The sequence below is a fragment of the Nesterenkonia massiliensis genome, assembly GCF_000455245.1.
GTDB lineage: Bacteria > Actinomycetota > Actinomycetes > Actinomycetales > Micrococcaceae > Nesterenkonia > Nesterenkonia rhizosphaerae.
Genome location: NZ_HG005171.1, coordinates 10,355 through 31,801, shown reverse-complemented (window position 1 = coordinate 31,801; position 21,447 = coordinate 10,355). Strand labels below are relative to the sequence as shown.

The 21,447-nt window shown below is 62.7% G+C and carries 20 protein-coding genes and 1 pseudogene; 17 read left to right on the top strand and 4 right to left on the bottom strand.

Annotation, left to right across the window (positions count from 1 at the left end; genetic code table 11):
• From TX78_RS12785 to dcd, 4 genes and pseudogenes are all read left to right on the top strand, one after another.
• Positions 1 to 812 (top strand): PhnD/SsuA/transferrin family substrate-binding protein (locus TX78_RS12785; protein WP_081652747.1); only part of this gene is annotated, 812 nt, incomplete at its 5' end.
• Positions 809 to 1,264, top strand: a pseudogene (locus TX78_RS13320) (ATP-binding cassette domain-containing protein); the annotation flags it as partial. The gene TX78_RS12785 and the pseudogene TX78_RS13320, both read left to right, overlap by 4 nt.
• Positions 1,265 to 1,283: 19 nt before the next feature.
• Complete coding sequence (locus TX78_RS14640; RefSeq protein WP_049897814.1) at positions 1,284 to 1,517, top strand: cob(I)yrinic acid a,c-diamide adenosyltransferase; 234 nt, start codon at positions 1,284 to 1,286, stop codon at positions 1,515 to 1,517.
• Positions 1,518 to 1,578: 61 nt separating this feature from the next.
• Positions 1,579 to 2,157 carry a dCTP deaminase gene (gene dcd / locus TX78_RS10290; RefSeq protein WP_044496074.1) on the top strand — a complete coding sequence of 193 codons (579 nt, stop codon included), beginning with the start codon at positions 1,579 to 1,581 and terminating at the stop codon, positions 2,155 to 2,157.
• Between the two features lie 394 nt (positions 2,158 to 2,551).
• On the opposite strand, the gene TX78_RS10285 is transcribed toward dcd, so the two are convergent.
• Positions 2,552 to 3,919: an MFS transporter gene (locus tag TX78_RS10285; protein WP_044496072.1), complete on the bottom strand. Its 1,368-nt coding sequence runs from the start codon at positions 3,917 to 3,919 to the stop codon at positions 2,552 to 2,554.
• 67 nt (positions 3,920 to 3,986) lie between these two features.
• Between TX78_RS10285 and TX78_RS10280 the strand changes: the two genes are divergently transcribed.
• Genes TX78_RS10280 through TX78_RS13790 form a run of 7 tightly spaced genes read left to right on the top strand, consistent with a single transcriptional unit; the run spans position 3,987 to position 10,968 of the window.
• The gene (locus TX78_RS10280) at positions 3,987 to 7,019 is read left to right on the top strand and encodes a Na+/H+ antiporter subunit A (RefSeq protein ID WP_044496070.1); all 3,033 of its coding nucleotides are present in this window, start codon (positions 3,987 to 3,989) and stop codon (positions 7,017 to 7,019) included.
• A complete protein-coding gene (locus TX78_RS10275) occupies positions 7,016 to 7,552 on the top strand; it encodes a Na(+)/H(+) antiporter subunit C (protein WP_044496069.1) in 537 nt (178 codons plus the stop codon). The genes TX78_RS10280 and TX78_RS10275 overlap by 4 nt, the downstream gene beginning before the upstream one ends.
• 2 nt (positions 7,553 to 7,554) lie before the next feature.
• The gene (locus TX78_RS10270) at positions 7,555 to 9,333 is read left to right on the top strand and encodes a Na+/H+ antiporter subunit D (protein WP_081652744.1); all 1,779 of its coding nucleotides are present in this window, start codon (positions 7,555 to 7,557) and stop codon (positions 9,331 to 9,333) included.
• On the top strand, positions 9,333 to 9,965 hold the full coding sequence (locus tag TX78_RS10265; RefSeq protein ID WP_044496067.1) for a Na+/H+ antiporter subunit E: 633 nt from the start codon (positions 9,333 to 9,335) through the stop codon (positions 9,963 to 9,965). The genes TX78_RS10270 and TX78_RS10265 overlap by 1 nt, the downstream gene beginning before the upstream one ends.
• Entirely contained in the window at positions 9,965 to 10,369 is a 405-nt protein-coding gene (locus tag TX78_RS13000; protein ID WP_069956274.1) for a monovalent cation/H+ antiporter complex subunit F, read from the top strand. Before TX78_RS10265 ends, TX78_RS13000 begins: the two co-directional genes overlap by 1 nt.
• On the top strand, positions 10,366 to 10,788 hold the full coding sequence (gene mnhG, locus TX78_RS10255; protein WP_044496065.1) for a monovalent cation/H(+) antiporter subunit G: 423 nt from the start codon (positions 10,366 to 10,368) through the stop codon (positions 10,786 to 10,788). Before TX78_RS13000 ends, mnhG begins: the two co-directional genes overlap by 4 nt.
• A gap of 9 nt (positions 10,789 to 10,797) precedes the next feature.
• Positions 10,798 to 10,968 (top strand): hypothetical protein, encoded by a 171-nt coding sequence (locus tag TX78_RS13790; RefSeq protein ID WP_158644333.1) that lies wholly within the window; start codon positions 10,798 to 10,800, stop codon positions 10,966 to 10,968.
• A gap of 57 nt (positions 10,969 to 11,025) precedes the next feature.
• On the opposite strand, the gene TX78_RS10250 is transcribed toward TX78_RS13790, so the two are convergent.
• Positions 11,026 to 11,298, bottom strand: a complete 273-nt coding sequence (locus TX78_RS10250; protein WP_044496064.1) for a DUF4235 domain-containing protein — start codon at positions 11,296 to 11,298, stop codon at positions 11,026 to 11,028.
• A gap of 80 nt (positions 11,299 to 11,378) precedes the next feature.
• On the opposite strand from TX78_RS10250, the gene TX78_RS10245 reads away from it, so the two are divergent.
• Positions 11,379 to 12,203: a carbon-nitrogen hydrolase family protein gene (locus TX78_RS10245; protein ID WP_044496062.1), complete on the top strand. Its 825-nt coding sequence runs from the start codon at positions 11,379 to 11,381 to the stop codon at positions 12,201 to 12,203.
• A gap of 35 nt (positions 12,204 to 12,238) precedes the next feature.
• Here TX78_RS10245 and TX78_RS10240 read toward each other — a convergent pair whose 3' ends face one another.
• Positions 12,239 to 13,195: an aminodeoxychorismate lyase gene (locus TX78_RS10240; RefSeq protein ID WP_044496060.1), complete on the bottom strand. Its 957-nt coding sequence runs from the start codon at positions 13,193 to 13,195 to the stop codon at positions 12,239 to 12,241.
• A gap of 71 nt (positions 13,196 to 13,266) precedes the next feature.
• On the opposite strand from TX78_RS10240, the gene cls reads away from it, so the two are divergent.
• Both cls and TX78_RS10230 read left to right on the top strand, forming a co-directional pair.
• On the top strand, positions 13,267 to 14,760 hold the full coding sequence (gene cls / locus TX78_RS10235) for a cardiolipin synthase (RefSeq protein ID WP_101750644.1): 1,494 nt from the start codon (positions 13,267 to 13,269) through the stop codon (positions 14,758 to 14,760).
• Between the two features lie 68 nt (positions 14,761 to 14,828).
• Positions 14,829 to 15,692, top strand: a complete 864-nt coding sequence (locus TX78_RS10230) for a hypothetical protein (RefSeq protein ID WP_147640468.1) — start codon at positions 14,829 to 14,831, stop codon at positions 15,690 to 15,692.
• 67 nt (positions 15,693 to 15,759) lie between these two features.
• Here the strand turns inward: TX78_RS10230 and TX78_RS10225 are convergent, their stop codons facing one another.
• Entirely contained in the window at positions 15,760 to 17,187 is a 1,428-nt protein-coding gene (locus TX78_RS10225) for an anthranilate synthase component I family protein (protein WP_049897813.1), read from the bottom strand.
• 44 nt (positions 17,188 to 17,231) lie between these two features.
• Between TX78_RS10225 and TX78_RS10220 the strand changes: the two genes are divergently transcribed.
• The 3 genes from TX78_RS10220 to TX78_RS10210 form a co-directional block, all read left to right on the top strand.
• Entirely contained in the window at positions 17,232 to 17,849 is a 618-nt protein-coding gene (locus TX78_RS10220; RefSeq protein ID WP_044496141.1) for a TetR/AcrR family transcriptional regulator, read from the top strand.
• A 167-nt stretch (positions 17,850 to 18,016) separates the two neighbouring features.
• Positions 18,017 to 20,677, top strand: coding sequence for an MMPL family transporter (locus TX78_RS10215; protein WP_044496056.1), 2,661 nt, complete (start codon positions 18,017 to 18,019; stop codon positions 20,675 to 20,677).
• A gap of 54 nt (positions 20,678 to 20,731) precedes the next feature.
• Positions 20,732 to 21,447, top strand: a 716-nt coding sequence (locus tag TX78_RS10210; protein WP_044496054.1) for an FAD-binding oxidoreductase, incomplete at its 3' end; no start/stop codon positions are given.

The following is a 21,447-nucleotide window of genomic DNA, read 5'->3' as shown; positions in this document are numbered from 1 at the left end:
CCGGGGCCTGCGCCGCCCACGAGCCGCTGCGCTTCTCCTACACCGGAGTCGAAGGACTGGAGACCCTGGTCCTGGAATTCGAGGACTTCCGGGTGGCGCTTGAAGAGGTCACCGGACTGGACGTGGAATTCCAGCCGATGTCCTCGCGCACCGCCGCTGCCACCGCCCTGGAGTACGACGACCTCGATGTGCTGCTCACCGGCCCAGCCGAAAAGGCAGAAGCCGACGCGATCCCGCTGGTGGGAGTCACCCGCGACAACTACAAGGCCGCCATCTTCAAGCGCACCGACTCGGATCTGGAATCGGTGGCAGACCTCGAAGGCGGCACCATGCTGACCAAGGTGGTCTGCTCCACCTCCGGACACCTGGGACCGCTGGAGATGCTGGACTCCGCGGGACTTGACCCGCAGGCCGGGGACGTGACCATCGTTCCGCTCTCAGATACTCAGCTGGAAGCCCTCGCCGGTGGCGATGGGGATGCCCTGGGCACCGGCATCAAGGGCTTCGATGAGCTGCAGGAACTCATGGGCGCCGACGCCGTGGAGATCCTCGAGGAAGGGCCGGACCTTCCCAACTACCTCTTTATCGCCTGTGTGGGGCTCGGGGATGAAGGCGCCCAGCATCTGGAGGACAGCCTGCTGGAGAACCAGGACATTCTGCTCGAGGCCATCGTGCAGACCGGCGAGAATGACAAATACATCGGTTCGGAATTTGTCGCCGCAGAGGATGTGGACTACGACCCGACGCGGCGTGCTTTCGAAGCCGCCGGCTTTGATCAGTACGCCGATCTGCCCGACGAGGATGAGCAGTGATCCAACCCGCTGCTGAACAGCGGGTCATCCGAGTATCCGGGTTGGTCAAGGACTTCCCCAACGGCACCCGCGCGCTCTCCGGGGTTGACCTTGATGTCTCCGCCGGAGAGACCGTGGTGCTGCTGGGAGCGAACGGCTCGGGCAAATCCACTCTGCAGAAGTGCCTCACCAAGCTGATCAGCCCCACCGCAGGATCCGTGGAGGTCCTGGGCACGGAGGTGACGACGGCGGGCAAACGCGAGATCACCGCACTGCGCCGCGACGTCGGGGTTGTCTTCCAGAAGATCAATCTGGTGCGAGAGCTCTCGGTGCTCACCAATGTGATTTACGGATCGTTGGGGCGGGCGCGGTCCCCACGGAACTGGTTCGCCTCCACGGCGCGCAGCGAGCAGCGCGAACAGGCGATGGAAGCCCTGGAGCGCGTGGGGCTCAGTGCAGAAGCCCAGCGCTGCGGGGAAGACCCGCCGGGCTATGGCTTCGGTGGAGGGTGGGCTGGTGATCCTGGACGAGATCACCCGAGCAGTGGATCACGGGCTGATCGACGCCGCCGAGGTCGTCCGGGCTGTACGTGCCCGGCACCCGAAAACCAGTGTCATTATGACCGGAAAGATCGGGCTGCAGGAGCTGGAAGAGGTCGCTGATACCGTCACCGTCTTCACCCGCAGCAAGCATGATCCTAAGATCGGCAAACCGCTGGCACCTTAGTGGCCGGTGTGGCTTCTGCCCCAGACCCCTGGGGCCGGGGCTTCGGTGGTAGCTTGGTTCAGTGCTGCTTTCTGATGCTGATATTCGCGCTGAATTGAACTCCGGTCGTATCCAGCTGGATCCCCTGGATGAATCGATGATCCAGCCTTCTAGTGTGGATGTGCGTCTGGAGAGAATGTTCCGGCTCTTCGACAATCACAAATACGCCCATATTGACCCTTCGGTGGAGCAGCCGGATCTCACACGTCTGGTCGAGGTAGACCCGGAAGAACCCTTCATCCTGCACCCCGGTGAGTTTGTGCTGGGGGCCACCTATGAGACGGTGACTCTGCCCGATGACATTGCTGCCCGGTTGGAAGGGAAGTCCTCCCTGGGCCGACTGGGACTGCTGACCCATTCGACGGCGGGTTTCATCGACCCAGGCTTTTCCGGTCAGGTGACGCTGGAACTCTCAAATATGGCGACTCTGCCGATCAAGCTGTGGCCGGGCTCCAAGATCGGTCAGCTCTGTTTCTTCAAGCTGTCATCGCCGGCTGAACACGGCTACGGCGCCGGGGTGCATCTGTCCCGGTACCAGGGGCAGCGCGGACCTACCGCCTCGCGTTCACACGAGAACTTCCACCGCACGATCATCTCCTAGGCCCACGCCCGCACCGCACAAAACGTAAGGAAACTGCCGAAACTCTCCTGATTTTGGGGTAGTTTCGGCAGTTTCCTTACGTTATTCAGTGTGCTGAGGCTAGCGGGCGGTGTTTCCCCGCCCGTGGGACTAGCTTTAGGCGTGAAGCTCGGCGTGAGCCCGCCGAGTGGAGCCGTGACGTCAGGGACCCGTGCGTCCGCCGCGCGGGGGTGCGGGCCACGTCATGGCCGTGGCGGGGTTTCCCGGCCCGCGGGACCAGTTTTAGGCGTGAAGCTCGGCGTGAGCCGAGCGAGAGTGTGGCGGGGTTTCCCCGCCCGCGGGACTAGCTTTAGGCGTGAAGCTCGGCGTGAGCCGAGCGAGAGCGTGGCGGGGTTTCCCCGCCCGCGGGACCAGCTCAGTGCTCCCGCATCTTGGCGGTGCTGGTGGGGTTGTGGACCTTCAGGATCAGCGCCAGGCCCACGGCCAATACGACGACGATGCCGATGATCAGCGCCTTTTCTGCATCCTCCACCTGCGCGTCGGCGCCCAGGGCCACTGTCAGCAGCACAGCGCTGATGCCAGAGGTCAAGAAACCCACAGACCGCCCAGCGGTGGCGTAGAGGCCGAAGAGCTCAGCGGCTCGTTCAGGCGGCGCCAACCGGCCCACGAAGGCTCGCGATGCCGCCTGCGCCGGGCCCACAAATAGGCACAGTGAGAGCCCGAAGACCCAGAATGCCCCCGTGGGTGTAATGGTCATGCCGAGGATCTCGCGCTCGACGTCGAAGAAGTACATGATGGCTCCCAGAGCCATGAGTGCGCTGACGCAGGTGATGATGACCCGCCGAGGGCCGAAGCGGTCGTCGAAGAATCCGCCGGCAATGGCGCCCAGAGCTGCCACCACGTTGCCGGCGATGCCGAACAGCAGAATGTCTCCTGCGGTGAATCCGTAGATGGTCACGCCCAGGATCGCGCCGTAGGTGAACACTGCGCTGAGTCCGTCGCGGTACACCGCGGAGGCCACCAGGAACCAGAAGGTGTTCCGATCGTCCTTCCACAGCCCCACCACCACTCGAATCAGCCGGCGGTAGGACTCCAGCACAGAAACCCGCTCATCAGCGGTGAACTGGTCTGCGGTTTTCATCCGAGTGAACAGCAATGGCAGGGCCCAGAGCAGGAACCAGGCGGCACCGACGAGTGCGACGACGCGGATATTGATCGCCTCGTCATCACTGAGTCCAAAGAGGAAGGGGGGCTCACCGGCGACTAGACCGAAGTAGGCGATGGCCAGGATGACGATGCCGCCGAGGTAGCCTGCGCCCCAGCCGATACCAGAGACCCGGCCCATGCGGTTGTGGTCGGAGATATCGGTGATCATTGCGTTGTAATTCAGGTTGGCGAACTCATCGAACAGCGTCATTGCTGCCATCAAGCTCACCCCCAGCAGCAGATAGGACTGTTCTGGCTTCACGAAGAAGCAGGCAGCGCACAGCAGAACCACCAGCAGCGTGTTGATAGTCAGCCACAGGCGCCGTCGCCCGGCTTTATCTGCGCGCTGGCCAATCACCGGTGCGGTCAGTGCGATGATGACGCCGGCTACCAAGTTGGCGGTGGTCAGGTACTGCGCACCTTGCCCGCCGGGGCCCACCGCATCGGCGATGTAGGTGCCGAAGACAAATGTCACCATCAGTGCACTGACGGTGGCGTTGCCCCAGCTCCAAAGACTCCATTTGGCAATAAGGGCCTTGTCCAGGGCTTGTGCGCTTTGCGCTGAAATAGTGCTCACGAGGCGGATAGTAACGCATACCTGTTAACATGGAGGGAAGTCTCAGGGTGTTGGAAAGGTTTCTTTAATGGTTGTAGTGCTTGCTGTGCTCTTCTCAGTGAGCATCGCGACACCCTGGATCTTCAGCCGCCTCGGGCGTCCCACGTTTTATCTGCTTGCAGCTATCCTCATGGCGGCCTTCGTCTGGACGCTGAGCTATATCCCGGCGGTCCTGGAGGCTGAGCAGGGTGCTGCCTCTGGGCAGCCCAATGCTCCGCCAGCAGAGATCTTCGAGTGGATTCCCCAGCTCGGCGTCGAGCTGGCCTTCCGCATGGATGCACTGGCGCTGGCGCTTTGCCTGCTGATCTCTGGTGTGGGCGCCGCGGTGATGCTGTACTGCGCACGGTACTTTCCGCCAGCCGAGACCGCCGCTGGCCCCTTTGCGGCGCAGCTGTTCTCCTTTGCCGCCGCCATGCTCGGCCTAGTGCTCTCTGATGACCTGGTGATGCTTTTCATCTTCTGGGAGCTCACCACGATCCTGTCTTTCCTGCTCATCGGCTACTCAGCCCACCGTGTTTTTGCACGCCGGTCAGCTATCCAGGCGCTGATTGTCACTACTCTGGGCGGGCTCGCCATGCTGGTGGGTCTGCTCTGGATCGGCCAACTGGCTGGGAGCTACCGGATCTCGGAGATCATGGCCGCCGCGGACACCTTGACCGGCGTGGCGGTGGATATCGCCATGGTGCTGATCTTGCTTGGCGCCATCTCCAAGTCCGCGCTGGTGCCTTTCCACTTCTGGCTGCCCGCGGCCATGGCCGCACCCACGCCGGTCTCGGCCTATCTGCATGCCGCGGCGATGGTCAAAGCCGGTGTCTACCTGGTGGCTCGCTTCGCCCCTGGCTTCCACGATTCCACGTTCTGGCTTCCCTTGGTGCTGGGCTTGGGATTGGCCACCATGATTGTCGGCGCGTACCGCGCGCTGCGGCAGACCGATATCAAGCTTGTTCTGGCCTATGGCACGGTCTCCCAGCTGGGCTTCCTGATGATGGTCAACGGCCTGGGCACCGAGGACGCCGCTCTGGCTGGTGCGGCGATGCTGCTGGCCCACGGTCTGTTCAAAGCCGCTCTGTTCATGGTGGTCGGCATCATCGACCACGAAACTGGCACACGTGACCTGCGCGTGCTCTCCGGAATCGGTAGGGCGCAGAAACCGCTGCTGGTCATTTCGGTAATCGCTGCAGCCTCGATGGCGGGCCTGCCCCCACTTTTCGGTTTTGTTGCCAAAGAGGTGGTCTTCGAGTCCTTCTACAGCTACGCGCTGCATCCGGCCGATACTGTCAGCCCCGTGTGGGGCTGGGTGGTGATGGTCGGCGTCGTCATTGCCTCGGCACTGACGGTGGCGTACTCGGCGCGGTTCCTATGGGGTGCTTTCGCGGCAAAAACTGACGACGACGGCGCAGCGCTTCCGGCTACCGCATTCCGCGGCACCCCTGATGCGGTATTCCTGGCCTCACCCGCTGTACTGGCGGGCCTGACGGTACTGCTGGCGCTGGTCCCAGGACCGGTGCAGGCGCTTATCGAGCCGTTTGCCACGCTCTTTGATCCGGTGGCACCGGAGGTTCACCCGACCTATCTGGCACTGTGGCACGGCTTCACTCCGGTACTTGGACTTTCGGTGCTGACCTGGGCGCTCGGTTTGGGCCTGTTCTGGCTGCGTGGGCGCGTGACCTCGGAGGCTCGCGCAGTTCCGGCGGCTCTGGACGCGGAGCGCATGTACCGGGCCACTATCAGGACGCTGGACGATGTGGCTGTCTGGCTGACCTCCAAGACCCAGCGTGGTTCCCTGGGCTGGTATCTCTTCATCATTCTGCTGGTGGCTACGGCGGCTCCTGCCGGCGTCATCGCCTTCAGCGGCCAGGTCTGGCCTGGCGAGGTCATTGTGGCCGAGCAGCCGATGCAGATTGTGCTCGCGCTGATCATCATCAGTGGCGGCCTAGGCGCGGTATGGGCGCCGAAACGCTTTATGGCGGTGCTGATGGTCAGCCTCTGCGGATGGGGCATTGCCGGTATCTTCGCCCTACAGGGAGCCCCCGACTTGGCGTTGACTCTGCTGCTGGTGGAGTCCATTGTGCTGGTGGTCTTTGTATTGGCCCTGCGCAGCCTGCCCTCTGGAATTTGGACGCAGAACCCCACCCGTTTCCGGGTGGGCCGCGCACTGCTGGGCGCAGCCTTCGGTCTGGTGATCATGTGCGCCACCGCGATCGCCATGGGCTCGCGTATCCATGAGCCCATCAGTCTTGAGTACCCGTGGATGGCCTACGAGGTCGGCCACGGACGCAATATCGTCAACGTCACGCTGGTGGATATCCGCGTCTGGGATACCTTCGGTGAGATCACCGTGCTGGCCGCAGCAGCCACCGGTGTGGCCAGCTTGATCTTCGTGAAGCGCCGAGATGTGCAGCGTCGCCAACTGCATGAGGTGCCCACCGGTTCGGTGGGACGGGTGCTGTCTGACAAAGCACTCTCACCTAACCAGATCAAAGAGGTGGAGGTCGCCCGCTCCTTCGCCACGGTGGCCCGTGAAGCCTGGCTGGTAGCGGGGCGGACCTTGGCCCCGGAGCACCGTTCCATCATTTTTGAAGTGGTCACCCGGCTGATATTCCACGCGATCGTCCTGCTCTCCGTCTACCTGCTGCTGGCTGGGCACAACACTCCTGGTGGAGGTTTCGCCGGCGGCCTGTTGGCGGGTCTGGCCTTCGTGCTGCGCTATCTGGCAGGCGGTCGCTACGAGCTTGAAGCCGCAATTCCGTTCTCTGCAGGTGCGTTGATGGGTTGGGGTCTGGCAGTGGCTTGCTTCACCGGTGTGCTCCCGCTGATCTTCGGCGGGCAGGCCTTCCAGAGCTTCATTGTGGATCTGGCGATTCCGGTGATCGGGGAACACCACTTGGTCTCCAGCGTGCTCTTCGATGTCGGGGTCTACCTGGTGGTGGTGGGCCTGATCGTTGATGTGCTGCGCAGCCTGGGTTCGGAGATCGACGTGCGTAGCGAACAGGAGAATCGGCGCAGCTCAACACTGGGCCACGGCATCCACGCCGAAACCAGCATGGGGGTGGCGCGATGACGCTGAATCTGACGCTGCTGGTAGTGATGGGCGTGATGATGGCGGTGGGCATCTACCTGCTGCTGGAGCGATCCCTGACTCGAGTACTGCTGGGCATCATCCTGATTTCTAACGGTGTGAACCTGCTGATCCTGCAGAGCGCAGGACGGGCCGGAGAATCGCCCCTTGTGCGGGACGGGATGGACGCCGAGGAATACCTGGACCCGATGCCGCAGGCCCTGCTGCTGACGGCCATTGTGATCGCCTTCGCGCTGGTGTCCTTCATGCTCGCGCTGATCTATCGCTCCTGGGTCCTGGCTCGTCAGGATGAAGTCGCCGACGACGAGGAGGATCGCCGCGTGGCCGAAGCGGTCGGCGCCTACGACCCCGAAGAAGACGCTGAGGTCAGCACCGAAACGTCCGAATTCATCGATGAGCTTGACCCCAATACTGGCAAGCTGCGTACCTCCGAGTACGTCCCCGAACCGGAGCAGGACACTGCAGACGAAGGACCTGCCAGCAAGCAGGCCGAGCAGAAAGAGGGGAGGAAGTAGCCATGGAATTCAGCATCATTACCCTGGTGCCCCTGGCGGTGCTCCTGCCCTTCTTCGGCGCGGCCTTCGCTTTTGCGTTCTACCGGCACCAAAACATTCAGCGCTCCATTACGGTAGGCACGCTGATCATTACCGTGGTGCTGGAGACCTTCCTGCTCTCTGAGGTTTGGAACGGTGGAACCCATGCGGTGAGTCTGGCCGGCTGGCCCGCGCCCTTCGGCATCTCGATGGTCATTGACCGGTTCTCGTCACTGATGCTGGTGATCTCCTCAGCCATCACTCTGGCCGTGCTGCTCTACGCAGTGGGCCAGGGCGCTGCGGAGGAGAAGAACGATTCCGGACCGGTCTCGATCTTCTACCCCACGTATCTGATCCTGGTGGCTGGTGTGTCCAATGCCTTCCTGGCCGGGGACCTGTTCAACATGTACGTGGGCTTCGAGATTTTCCTGACCGCCTCCTACGTGCTGTTGACCTTGGGCGGCGGTGAAGCCCGTATTCGAGCCGGGGTGACATATGTGGTGGTCTCCATCCTGAGCTCGATGCTCTTCTTGATCACCATCGGCCTGATCTACGCCGCCACCGGGACAGTGAACCTGGCGGATTTGGCGTTGAAGCTCGGGGACCTGGAGCCCAGCACCCAGCTGATGCTGCATGTGCTGCTGCTGGTGGCTTTCGGCATCAAGGCTGCAGTTTTCCCGCTGGCTTTTTGGCTTCCGGATTCCTATCCCACAGCCCCTGCTCCGGTCACCGCGGTCTTCGCTGGGCTGCTCACCAAGGTGGGCATCTACGCGATGATCCGCACAGAAACGCTGCTGTTCCCAGGGGAGCGGATCAATACGGCGCTCATGATTGTGGCTGCACTAACCATGATTGTCGGCATCATGGGAGCATTGGCCCAGACGGACATCAAACGTATGCTCAGCTTCACGCTGATCAGCCATATCGGCTATCTGGTGTTCGGCCTGGCGCTCTCCAGCATCATCGGTATGGCCGCCACGATCTACTATGTGGCCCACCACATCACTATTCAGACCACCCTCTTCTTGGTCACCGGTCTGATTGAACGCCGAGCTGGTACCTCGAATGTGGACCGGCTCGGTGGTCTGGCCAAGTTATCGCCGGCCCTGGCGGTGCTCTTCTTCATCCCCGCGATGAACTTGGCAGGTATTCCGCCGTTCTCGGGTTTTGTCGGCAAGCTGGGCATGATGCAGGGCGGCATCGCAGAGAACACCTGGATCACCTGGACTCTGGTGGTGGCCTCGGTGGTCACCTCATTGCTGACGTTGCTGGCAGTTGCGCGGATCTGGTCCCGCGGCTTCTGGCGGAAAGCCGAAGATGTTGAGGAACGCAGCCGGCTGCTGACGCCGAAGTCTCTGGCCCACGCGCGGGCGGCGAATAAGCGGCTGCTGCCTCCCACCATGGTGCTTCCTACTGCGGCTCTAGTAGTTCTTTCTGTGGCCTTCACGGTCTTCGCCGGCCCGCTGATGAATTTCTCGCGCGCTGCTGCCCAGGATATGTATGAACGCACTCCCTATCTGGAGGCGGTCCTGGGGGAGGAGCGCGTGGACGGTGTGCGTGAGGAGCTGGTGGAGTTCACCACCGGACATCTCATCGACCTGACCACCGGCGACGACGGCGCAGCAGAGTTTGCGCCTATTCGCACCTCACTGGAACCTGAGCACCAGACCGACGAGGACGGTTCCTCCACCGTGGAAGACGGCACTGAGACCGACGCTGATAACCCTGAACATGATCAGCATGAGGAAGGAAGCGGTGACTGATGCGTAGACCCAAGACTCCGCTGCGGCTGGAACTGCCACTGATCCTCTTCCTGGGTTTCTTCTGGATGGCGGTGTGGCAGAGCTTCGAGCTCGGCACCTTCATCATTGGCCTGGTCTACGCGGTGATCATCGTTCGGCTCTTCTATCTGCCGCCACTACGCGGTTCGGGGCGGATCAATCTATTCTGGGGGCTGGTCTTCCTGGTTCGGTTCCTGGGCAAGATGGTCTACGCCAGCTTCCAGGTCTCATGGATTGCTGTGGTCAAGGGCCCCCGGGTGCGCAACTCCATCATCTCCATTCAGCTGCGCAGCCATGATGATCTCATCGTGACCCTCACCGGGCATTCCCTGGCGTTGGTGCCAGGCTCCCTGGTGATCGATGTGGACCGCACTACCGCCACCTTGTATCTGCATGCGTTGAACGTCACCGATGACACCGACGCCGAACGTATCCGCCAAGACGCCCTGCGCACAGAGGCACTGATCATCCGCACCTGCGGGAACCGTTCCGATCTGGCGGTGGTAAAAGCCGAACGCCGACTTGGACGGATGGCAGGGTTCTCCAAGACTGAACGGGATGCTCCGCTGACTTCACTCTCGGATGACTCCCGGCGCTCGGCAGGTGAAGTCTGATGCTTGAGATTGCCTACTGGATCACTCAGGCACTGCTGGCCATCGGCGCTCTTTGCGCGGTATACCGGGTCTTCCGCGGCCCCTCAGTGCTGGACCGTGTGATCAGCGTCGATGTCATTCTGATCATCGTCGGGTCCGTGATGCTCACCGATATGGCTTTCAGGCGGCACCAGGATTTCATTCTCTTCGTGGTCATTACTGCCATGATCGGTTTCCTCGGGGCGGTGGCCATCGCAAGGTATGTTGCCGCAGGGCCTCACCAGAATGCGCCAGAGGACGCCACCGCGCCGGTGCCTATTGTTGAACCTGCAGCCCCTGGGGCGAGCGCTGCAGATGAATCAACATCCTGGTTCGCCGCACTGACCAAGTCTGGTTTTGTCCCGAAGAAGGAGGACAAGCAATGACGTTCATTCTCGCGGCGGCAGCCTCAGGGGGGTCTACGCTGGATGCGGTGCTCGACGGTACTGCCGCAGTCTTTCTGGTGGTGGGGGGACTGATGTCGCTGGCTGCAGGGATTGGCCTGGTGCGTTTCCCTGACCTGCATTCCCGGATGCACGCAGCCACTAAGCCTCAGGTGCTGGGTCTGCTGATGCTGGTCCTGGCAGTGTGCATTATGTGGCGGTCCTGGGTATGGGTGGCGGTGGCACTGCTGGCCTGGGGACTGATGATTCTCACCGCGCCGGTCAGTGCCCATGTGGTGGGCAGGGCCGGTTACCGGACCAAGCACTTGCGTCGTGATTTGCTCACTGATGATGAGTTGGCCACTGCTGTTGACAGGCTCAGCCGCGAAAAAGGAGTGCGGCGAGAGCTCAACAGTGATTAAAGTGGACCCATGATACTCAAGGTCGCATTCGCAGTGATGACAATTCTGGCCGTGATTGCCGGTGTGGTGGCCCTGACCGGCGAGCCAGCGCTGGCTGCTGGGTTCTCCTTCGGAACTGCAGTGCTCAGCGCCGTGGGCCTTGCCTATCTGATGGGCCGCGACGGCAAGAATAAGGTCTAAGCAAGCCCGCCAACAGTACTGAACCACGGGTTGGCGGTCAGTGCACGAGGATCCCGCTCAGACTTCCGAGCGTTTCCCGTAGGCCGCCTTGAGCTTACGTGTGGCGCTCTTAGCGCCCCGCTGCGAGAGAATCTGCACTGTGGCGGTAATAGCTGCGGAGCTGACCGCGAAAACCAGCGCCTTCTTGATGGAGACCGCATCGACGTCGTCGTGCTTAGGGGTTTCTTCGCCGGTGATCTTCTGCCAGGCGAAGTCAAAGGCCTTAGTGGCCACAAAGCCACCTGCCAGCGAGATTCCCATGGTGAGGGCCTTATCCATCAGCTTGTCCATCGGGTGCTCCTTTGAGTGCATCGAACGACCTCTGCCGAGACCAGCCTACCCCCGTAACCCTAAATGCGTAGAGTGAGACCATGCGAGTAGCGGCAGCCCAAATAGTCACCGGCAAGGACCTCCAGAAGAATCTTGACCTCATTGATCAGTGGGCCGGAAAAGCAGCGTCAGCAGGTGCTGAGCTGGTGGTCTTTCCCGAAGCCGCCCAACGCGCCTTCGGCTACAACCTGACCTCTATCGCGGAGCCCCTCGATGGCCCCTGGGCTCAGCAGGTGCGCAGCATCGCCGCCCACCACGGTCTGGTGATTGTCGCCGGCATGTTCACACCCGCAGAGCCTTCCGAGCAGGGCACCGCCCGTGTAGCCAATACGCTGCTGGTGAATGGCCCCACCAGCGAAGGCACTGTTGACACCTCCTACCAGAAGCTGCACCTCTACGATGCCTTCGGTTTCCAGGAATCCCGTACCGTGCAGCAGGGCACAGCGCCGGTGCGTTTTGCGGCCACGGGTCTGAACTTCGGCCTGGCCACCTGCTATGACATACGCTTCCCCGCTCTCTTCCAGCATCACGCCAGGGCCGGGGCGCAGGCCACACTGTTGTCAGCCTCCTGGGGGGCGGGACCAGGCAAAGTGGAGCAGTGGCGAGTGCTGGCCCAGGCACGAGCTCTGGATTCCACGCAGTATGTGATCGCCTGCGGGCAGGGGCTTCCTGAGGCTGCGGGGGTCGCGGCACCAGAAGGTGCACCCACCGGGGTGGGGCATTCGATGATCATCTCACCGGCCGGTGAGATTCTTGCTGAAGCCGGAGAGGCCCCCGAACTGCTGGTGGCTGATCTGGATCCAACGGTGGTGGAGAGAACCCGCGGGCTGATTCCCGTTCTGGCCAACGCACGGGACATCGGCTAAGCGCCGGATGAATCCCCGGCCGGGCCTCTGCGAGCTCAGCTCTCGGTGGGGTAGGTCTCGGCCAGGTCCTGGGCCAGGAAGTCCATCAGCGTAGCGGTGAGTTCGGTGCTGACTTCCAACTGATGATCATCTATACGGTTCACCGGTGACGCCAGGCGGACCGAGGAAAGCAGCCACACGTGCTGAGCGGCCTTCAGGTCCTCCGGGGTCACCGGTCCGTAGGCCAGTTTCCAGCCGGCCCGCTCCGCTGCCGCGAAGATCGCGCCCTGGCTGGTGCCTGGCAGGATTCCGGTGCTGAGTGTGGGGGTGGTCAGCACTGGGGTGCCCTCAGCGTCTTCGCTGTACATCAGCACTGTGGAGGTCGGGGCCTCAAGCACCTGACCGTCGGAGCTGAGGAAGATGACATCGTCGAAACCATGCTGACGCGCCCAGCGGCCAGCTGCCATATTCACCGCGTAACTCAGGGTCTTAGCGCTGAGCATCAGCCAGGGGGACCGCTCGGCAGCATCCGAGCTGTAGCCGCGGTCCAGCAGGGTGACCGCAATAGGCTTACCGCGCGAGGCCAGCATAGTAGCCGGCACTGGGGCAAGCAGGGCCCAGTAGGTGCCGGCGAACTGGGGGTCCTCACTGGCCGGCTCGCCGTCGACGCCGCGGGTCGCCGTCAGCCGGATGCTCAGCTGTTCGGGCAGCCCGCCGCGGGTACGGAACTCCTCCAAACCCAACTGGATGGCTGCTCGCCAGGATTCCTCAGGGGGGATGCCGATCTCAGTGATATCTGCTGAGCGGCGCAGCCGGTTCAGATGCGGGGTCAGCTTCCGCACGGCGCCGTCGATGACCAGCATGGTCTCAAAGACCCCGTCACCGCGGACTACGCCTAAATCGGTGACGCGCAGTTGAGGCTGGTGCGGGTCGAAGAGCACCCCCTGGGGATGCTCGGCGTCAATGCGAACGGCAACGGAGGAAACAGAATCTTCCTGGAAGTGCTCGGCCATGCTCCAAGACTATCCCCATCACATAGGATGGAGGGAATGGAGAATCCGGTGCATCTCAGCAGGTGGTCCCAATGATGTGGCCACTGAGTGGGCTGAGCATTGAGGCACTGCCGGACTGGATTGTCCTGATCGTTGCCGCGCTGGAGGTCGGTATCCGGCTGGCGGTGATCGGCATCATCCCCGATAACCGGCGACCTAATACCGCCATGGCGTGGCTGCTGGCCATCTTCTTCATCCCCTTGGTGGCGCTGCCGCTGTTCCTGCTGATCGGGCGCAATAAGCTCTCCGCACGCCGTCAGGAACGCCAGCGCAGGATCAACACTGCACTGCTGGAGGCCACCAGCCACATGGACCTCACAGACCAGCTGCGTGATTATGACGAGCAGCTCGGAGCCACCGCAGCCCTGAACCGCAACTTGGGGGCCTTCCCCATCCAGGAGGGCAATCACATCACCCTGTTGCCGGAGTACAAGGACCTCTTCGACAGGCTGGTCCAGGAGATCGACCAGGCCCAGGAGTATGTCCATGTGCTGTTCTACATCGTCGGAGATGACCCCGAATACTCAGGGCCAGTGCTGGATGCCTTGGAGCGGGCTGCCCGTCGGGGTGTGACGGTGCGAATGCTCTATGACCACTTGGGGACTTTCCGGGTGAAGGGCTATGGCCGGCTCAAACGGCGCTTGAAGCGCTCCCAGATCCAGTGGCACCGAGTGCTTCCGGTACGTCCGCTGCGGCGTCGATTCTCCCGCCTGGATCTGCGCAATCACCGCAAAATCGTGGTGATCGACGGCGAAACCGCGCTGACCGGCTCGGCCAACCTCATTGAACCGCACTACCAGCGGCGCTCGGCCAAACGCATGGGGCGGCGCTGGGTGGAGCTTAATGCCGTGGTGACCGGGCCGGCTGTCACCGGGCTGGATATCGTCTTCGCCTCCGACTGGTATGCCGAAACTGGGGAGAACCTGGGGCAGCAGCTGCTGGTGGACTTGGAGGCCGATGAGGCTGCCACCGGTGGTTCGCTGGTGCAGGTAGTGCCCTCCGGGCCCGGCTTCCCGGATGAGAATAATCTTCGGCTCTTCAACGACCTGATCTACCAGGCCACTGACCGGCTGGTCATCTGCACCCCGTATTTGGTGCCGGATGATTCGCTGCTCTATGCGCTGACCAATGCGGCTCACCGTGATGTGGACGTCATCCTGATGGTCAGTCGCAAGGCGGACCAGTTCACCGTCCAGCACGCGCAGCAGTCCTACTATCAGGCCCTTCTGGAGGCTGGGGTGCGGATCTACCGCTATCCGGAACCAGATGTGCTGCACGCGAAGTTCATGCTGATAGACGACGACGTCGCGGTCCTGGGGTCCTCCAATATGGATCAGCGGTCTTTCTCGCTGAACTTGGAGGTCACCTTGATGATCGTTGATGATGCCAAGGTCCGCGAGATCTATGAGGTGTTCTCTGGATACTTGGACATCTCAGAGGAGCTGCACCTGAACGAATGGATCTCTAGACCCTGGCATATCAGGTATCTGGACAATGTCTTCCGGCTCACATCAGGGCTTCAGTAGCCCCGGGCGCAGGCGATGTTCAGGCACAGGTGATAGTCGGTTTTACAGATTTCAACTACCCTGTACCCGTGCCCCACGTAGAAACCACCGGTCCAGCTTGGCTGGACGGCTTAAAATCTGCGGCGCTGCTTGCTGGAAGTGGCGCCGTTGCGCTGTGCGTTCTGAGCGCCTGCAGCGTGAGCGTGCACGGCTCCACCAACCTCGAGAGCACCGCCAGCCCGGTCACTGTTGAGGACGCATCAGCGGGCACCTCGCCAGCACCGCAGACCAACATGGAGACCAGCGCCGCTGAGGCGGCAACCGCCGAACTTGAGATCACCGATCTGACCGAAGATCAGATGATGGATGTCCTGCTGACTTCCTCAGATCTGGTGAATCCCCCTGAAGGACACTCCACTGATACCGGGCTTGCCTACTTCGAAGAGAAGATTGCGGTGAATCCGGGTGTCTACACCGAGATTTTCGGCCCGAATGCCTGCGCGCGCCAGATGGACGAGATCAATCTGAACCTGGTGGGGGAGGGGGCTCTCACCGGGGTGCTGCATGAGTACCGGCGCACCGGCGCTGACGGCTCGCCGGAGCTGCTCTTCGTCTGGATGCTGAGCTACCCCCGGGATGTTGACACATCCAGCACCTGGGAGAAGCTGCTGGCAGCCTGCGAGGGCCAGGGGCTGCGCAATGACACAGAACAGATCACCATCAGTGCACTGGACCACGAGCCCTTCTCCGGGGTGAACATGCAGTTCCTCAGCGAGGTAGAGGTAGAGTCCGGGGTCACCCAAGGCCAGTCAGCCAGCGCAGCCTTCGGGCAGAACCTGGTGATGATGAGTGCGATCAATGTGGAGGACCGGGACTTCGCGGTGCTGATGGATCGCCAGGCCGAGAAGATCACCGAGCTGGAAGCGTCTCTCGGGCAGCAGCCTCAGGGCTGAGCAGTGATATCTCACAAACGGATATCTGTCAGGCGGATATCTGTCAGGATCGCGTTGCTCCGCCGTCTTAGCAGGGATAGGGCTCTGTCGGAAACTCAGCGCCCAGGGCACCTAGGACACCGCGAGACTTGGTGAGGATCTCCTCCCATTCCGCCTGTGGCTCTGAATCGGCAGTAATGGCACCACCGAGGCCGAGATGAAAGTCCCAGCAGCCAGGTTCTCCTGCGGTCAGCACTGCGGCACGGATCAGCACCGAGAGATCGCAGGCACCGGTAGAGCTGAAATATCCGGCCACCCCGGAGTATGGACCGCGCGGGCCAGATTCCAGATCCTGAAGGATCTGCATCGTTGACCCTTTCGGAGCCCCGGTCATGGACCCCGGAGGGAAGGCGTCACAGACGGCTCGTGCCCGGGAAGCTCCTGGCTCCAGCTGGGCGCTGATGGTGGACACCATTTGATGGACGGTGGCATAGGTTTCCACCGCACAGAGCCGCTCGGTGCGCAGAGTCCCCGGTGCTGCGTGAATGGAGAGGTCATTGCGCACCAGGTCGGCAATCATCACATTCTCTGCCCGGTCTTTGGGATGGACGCGCAGATCATCTGCCGCGGCCGCGTCCTGATCCGGATTCAGATGACGACGACGCGTGCCCTTGATCGGCTCCGACCGGATCAGGCCTGCGGAGCTTACCTGCACAAATCGTTCTGGAGAGGTGGAGAGAATGACCGTGTCCTCACCGTCAAAGGCGGATCCTGGCAGCTGAAGGTACTGGGTGAAGGGGGCGGGATTCTGCGCGCGCAGCTGCAGGTAGCTCTGCCACGGGTCAGCGGTGAGGCTGCCGTTCACTGCTGTCGTCAGACAGACCTCGTAGGTGTTTCCGCGGCGGATCTGTTCCTGGGCCGCAGCGATCTTGCCAAGATACTCGGCCTGCGAGTCCCGGGCTCGCAGCTGGCGCAGCACACCGGGGGCAACGGCCTGCGCCGCGTTGGTCTGCAGCACGTCTTGGCGGGACTGGGCGAGCTGGCCTGACTGGGCGAGCTGCAGAGCCTCGGTGACGGCTTCCACCCACCCAGAGTCCTCGCCCAGGCTCTGCAGCTCAGCGGTGCCGGCATGGTGATCCACCACCACCGCGTGGGTGGCATAGAAGAACTGGGTGCGGTACTCATAGCCGAGGACTCCGACCCATCCCAGCTGAAATGCTGGGTCCTCCTGGGCGGCATGAGGAACGTCATCGGGGGCGTCCCAGGCGTGGGCGAGCCAGTTGAGAAACTCCCGGCGGCTGCGGTGCTGAACCGTTGTGGCCTGCGGACCGAAGCTGAACGCCAGAATGCTGTAGCGGCTGCGCTCTGGGCGTGGGGTGTGAGAATGATCGCTGCTGTCCAGGAAGGCCATGGGAACACCGGGCAGGCGCTGCCGCAGGGCACCGAAGAGCCCGGCCGCTGAATCCGCCTGGGCCAAAGATGCAGGCAGGGGCTGTCGGACAAGCGGAACGGGCATGCAGGAAAGTCTATGGGCCGCCAGCTGCGGCTACCATGTTGGCCATGGCAGACCAGGTACAGGCCGAATCCCGGCAGCGCGGAAGACCGCGCAGTGAGGCCTCTCATCAAGCAGTCCTGGAGGCCACTGCGCGACTGTTGTGCAGCATTCCCTACGAGGACCTCACCGTTGAGCGAATCGCCGCAGAGGCCGGTGTGGGGAAACAGACCATCTACCGCTGGTGGAAGAACAAAGCGGCAGTGGTCCTGGAGACACTGGTGACCGGCCAGACAGACATGGAGCTGGTGGATCTGCCAGATACCGGGGATCTTCGCGCTGACCTGCTGACCTGGACCAAGAGCATGATGAGCGAGGCCTTTACACCGAGCACTATCAGCATGGCCCGCAGTCTGGTGGCAGCGGGGGTGCAGGAAGACCCGGCCACCGAGGAGCTGCTCTCCGGTGCTGCTTTCTGGGACACCGGGCGGTTGGTCCAGCGGCTGCGGTCCGCTGAGGAGCGTGGAGAAATCCGCCCCGGGGCAGACCTGGCCGCCGTCACCGCGGCACTAGGGGACCCGTTCATCCTTCGTCTTCTGGTGGGGCAGCCTCCAGGGGAACGCTGGGCGCAGACGCTGGTCGACGTCGTCGTACGTGGACTTCAGCCGCAGGGGGCCTCCGACTGAGCCCTCCCTGCGCACCTTTGGGTGATATTGATCACATGAGAGCTGTTTCGTTCGCAACGGCAATTGCGAGACGGGGCGTTCCGTTTAGGATAGGTGGGTGGGTGTCGCACTGGCGCACCCTCTTGCTTCCTTCAGCACTGAAGAAGACCCTCTAGGAGCCTCTACACATGGCCAAGCTTCTCTACCGCCTCGGACTGTTCGCCGCCCGCAGGGCCAAGACCATCATCGCGGCCTGGTTGGCTGCGCTGGCGGTGGCGGTGACGGCCTTCATCGGATTCGGTGGTCAGCTCACAGACCAGATCACCATCCCGGATCTGGAGACCAGCGCCGTGGCTGACAGGCTCACCGCAGAGCTTCCCGACGCCAGCGCCGGCAGCGCCACCGCGGTAGCGCGCACTGAGTCCGGGGAGCCCTTCACCGAAGAGCAGCAGGCGGAGATCGCCCAACTGCTCGAAGAGCTGGAATCCCATGGAGCGATCGCCGAGGTCACCGACCCTTTCGCCACCCAGGATGAGCTTGAAGCCAGCCGTGCCGAGGTCGAATCCGGACGTGAGGAGCTCGATGCTGCCCGTGCTGAACTGGACGCCGGCTGGGATGAGATCGAAGCAGGAGAAGCCGACCTCGAAGCCGGGCGTCAGGAGCTAGAAGCCAACCGGCAGGAGGTTGAGTCCGGACTGGCGCAGCTGGAGGAGGCCGACGCGCAGCTGGACGCTGCCGTGGAGGAAGCCGTCAATGGCGGCTACTGGTCGTCGGTAGCTGCGGAGATGAACGCTCAGCGTGCTGAAATTGTGGCCCAGCGTCAGCAGCTGCAGGGCGCGCTGGCCCAGATCGAGGCTGGCGAAGCTGAACTCGAGGCGGGCGAGCAGCAGTTGGCCGCCGGGCGCGAGGAACTTGAAGCCGGTGAGGAGCAGTTCCAGCAGGAGGCCGGCGGCGCGCTTGAGGAGCTCGAGCGCGGCGAGCGCATGCTGGACCTTGCTGCAGGCGCCCAAATGGTGTCCGACGACGGCGATGTGGCCATCCTGATGATCAGTTTTGACAACGCGTTGGAGAACATCGGCACCGAGCAGCTGGCTGAGATCGCCGACACTCTCACCGAGGCAGGTATTGCCGGTGTAGAAATCCTGCCTTCGGGTGATCTGGCCTTTGAGATGCCGCACCTGTTCAGCATCGCCGAGGTCATCGGCCTGATCGTGGCGGCTGTGGTGCTGCTGGTAATGCTGGGTACTTTCATCGGCGCTGGGCTGCCGCTGTTCAACGCCCTGATCGGAGTCGGCATCGGCGTCGCCGGTACCATGGCGCTCTCCGGTGTGGTCGAAATGATGTCCATGACGCCGATTCTGGGGATGATGCTGGGTCTGGCGGTAGGCATCGACTACGCCCTGTTCATCATCAACCGACACCGGCGCCAGCTCAAGGACGGGCTTCCGCTCATCGAGTCCATCGCCTTGGCCAACGGCACAGCCGGCAACGCCGTGGTCTTCGCCGGAGCCACTGTGGTGATTGCCCTGCTGGCGCTGAACGTCACCGGGATCCCGTTCCTGGCCCTGATGGGTACGGTGGCGGCCTTCTGTGTGGTGATCGCCGTGCTGATGGCCACCACCATGACCCCAGCCCTGCTGAAGCTCACCGGCTGGAAGATCCTGCGCCGTAAAGAACGCCGCTACGTCGGCTTCGACACTGCCAAGAGTCGCCAGATCACCACTCCCATGGGCGGGCTGAAGGCTGCGGCCATCGCGCTGCTCTCCATCGCAGGACTGGCAGTTCTGGCGCTGCCCACCATGGACCTGCGCCTGGGCCTGCCTGATGCCAGCACTGAGGCTGAGGATTCACTCTCTCACCAGGCCTATGTGGAAACCGAGGAATCCTTCGGACAGGGCATGAACGGCCCGCTGGTGGTGCTGGCGGATCTGCCGGCTGACCTAGGGGAAGAGCAGCCCGAGGATTATCAGCTCGATGTGGCTGAAACCCTGCTGGAGCACGAGAGCATCGACGTCGTCGTGCCTATCACGCTCTCTGAGGACCAGACCATGGCCGCGTTCCAGGTGGTGCCGGTGGAGGGTCCATCGGCAGCCTCCACCGAAGAGCTGGTCCATGAGTTCCGTGATGGTAACCCGCTGGCGGGTACCGCCGTGGAGGACACCGAGCTTTCAGTAGCCGGTATCACCGCCGCGCAGATTGACGTCTCCGATGTGATCGCCGATTCCATGCCGCTCTACCTGGGCCTGGTCATCGGTCTCTCTCTGGTCCTGATGATTATGGTCTTCCGCTCAATTCTGCTGCCGGTGATCGCCACCCTGGGCTTCGTCGGTTCGCTGGCCGGTGCCATCGGCGTGGTGGTGGCGGTCTTCCAGTGGGGCTGGCTCGGAGACATCTTCGGGATTAGCCGGCCCGGTCCGATCATGACCTTCTTGCCGATTCTGATGGTCGGCATCCTCTTCGGTCTCGCCATGGACTACCAGCTCTTCACTGCCTCTGGGATGCGTGAGGCCTATGTCCACGGGTCGGCCCCCAGGCTGGCCGTGCGCCAGGGGCTGCACGCTGGACGGGCGGTGGTCACCGCGGCAGCGCTGATCATGGCCAGCGTCTTCGGCGGCTTCGTCTTCACTCCGGATCCCATGATCGCCTCCATCGGCCTGGGGCTTGCGGTGGGTGTGCTGCTGGATGCCTTCGTGGTGCGCCTGCTGCTGGTGCCTGCACTGCTGACGCTGTGCGGGCCCGCTGCCTGGTGGCTGCCTAAGTGGCTGGATAAGATCCTGCCCGACGTCGATGTCGAGGGTGCGGCACTGGAGCGCACGATGGCGGAATCTCAGCAGGGCGCTGGTATCTGAACCTCCTGCGGCATCCCTGAGTGGTGAGCAGCGCTCGTAGGTAGACTGCCGAAGGTGAGGCCGACCACAGACGCTCAGAGCACAGCCGAGCTCAGCGCGCAGCTGAGCAGGGAGCTGCTGCGGGCGGGAGTTCGCGGTGTGGATTCCTCCGTTCTGACGCGGGGGATGTACTCAGCTGACGCCAGCCTCTACCGGGTTGTTCCACAGGTGGTGGCACGTCCGCAGCAGCTGGAGGAACTCCATGCCATCCACGAGATTTCCCAACAGCTGCAGGTACCGGTCACCATGCGCGGAGCCGGGACCTCTATCGCCGGTAACGCGGTGGGTGAGGGCATCGTGGTGGATACCCGTGATCTGAACCGGATTCTGGATATCGACCCTGAGTCCCGCACCGCTCGGGTCCAGCCCGGGGTTGTCCATGCTGATCTGCAGCGAGCAGCTGCCCCGCATGGTCTGCGCTTTGGCCCGGACCCCTCTACGCACACCCGCTGCACTATCGGTGGGATGATCGGCAATAACGCCTGCGGCTCCAGGGCATTGGGATACGGACGCACTGCGGACAATATTGAGGCGCTCACCGTGCTGTTCGGCAACGGGGGGACCGGCAGCTTTGATGCCCGATCCGGACGCGCGCAGGGGACTACCGCCAGGCAGCTGTTGGACCTCGCAACGCAGAATCTGGGTCATATCCGCACGTCCTTCGGGCGCTTTGACCGTCAGGTCTCCGGGTACAGCATGGAGCATCTGCTGCCGGAGAAGCGCGGACGCGT

Excerpts from the sequence above, each read along its gene's own strand:
- TX78_RS14640 (WP_049897814.1), top strand. The coding sequence starts at position 1,284 with ATGGCTTCGGTGGAGGGTGGGCTGGTGATCCTGGACGAGATCACCCGA.
- TX78_RS10280 (WP_044496070.1), top strand. The coding sequence starts at position 3,987 with ATGGTTGTAGTGCTTGCTGTGCTCTTCTCAGTGAGCATCGCGACACCC.
- TX78_RS10275 (WP_044496069.1), top strand. The coding sequence starts at position 7,016 with ATGACGCTGAATCTGACGCTGCTGGTAGTGATGGGCGTGATGATGGCG.
- TX78_RS10270 (WP_081652744.1), top strand. The coding sequence starts at position 7,555 with ATGGAATTCAGCATCATTACCCTGGTGCCCCTGGCGGTGCTCCTGCCC.
- TX78_RS10265 (WP_044496067.1), top strand. The coding sequence starts at position 9,333 with ATGCGTAGACCCAAGACTCCGCTGCGGCTGGAACTGCCACTGATCCTC.
- TX78_RS13000 (WP_069956274.1), top strand. The coding sequence starts at position 9,965 with ATGCTTGAGATTGCCTACTGGATCACTCAGGCACTGCTGGCCATCGGC.
- mnhG (WP_044496065.1), top strand. The coding sequence starts at position 10,366 with ATGACGTTCATTCTCGCGGCGGCAGCCTCAGGGGGGTCTACGCTGGAT.
- TX78_RS13790 (WP_158644333.1), top strand. The coding sequence starts at position 10,798 with ATGATACTCAAGGTCGCATTCGCAGTGATGACAATTCTGGCCGTGATT.
- TX78_RS10250 (WP_044496064.1), bottom strand. The coding sequence starts at position 11,298 with ATGGACAAGCTGATGGATAAGGCCCTCACCATGGGAATCTCGCTGGCA.
- TX78_RS10245 (WP_044496062.1), top strand. The coding sequence starts at position 11,379 with ATGCGAGTAGCGGCAGCCCAAATAGTCACCGGCAAGGACCTCCAGAAG.
- TX78_RS10240 (WP_044496060.1), bottom strand. The coding sequence starts at position 13,195 with ATGGCCGAGCACTTCCAGGAAGATTCTGTTTCCTCCGTTGCCGTTCGC.
- cls (WP_101750644.1), top strand. The coding sequence starts at position 13,267 with ATGATGTGGCCACTGAGTGGGCTGAGCATTGAGGCACTGCCGGACTGG.
- TX78_RS10225 (WP_049897813.1), bottom strand. The coding sequence starts at position 17,187 with ATGCCCGTTCCGCTTGTCCGACAGCCCCTGCCTGCATCTTTGGCCCAG.
- TX78_RS10220 (WP_044496141.1), top strand. The coding sequence starts at position 17,232 with ATGGCAGACCAGGTACAGGCCGAATCCCGGCAGCGCGGAAGACCGCGC.
- TX78_RS10215 (WP_044496056.1), top strand. The coding sequence starts at position 18,017 with ATGGCCAAGCTTCTCTACCGCCTCGGACTGTTCGCCGCCCGCAGGGCC.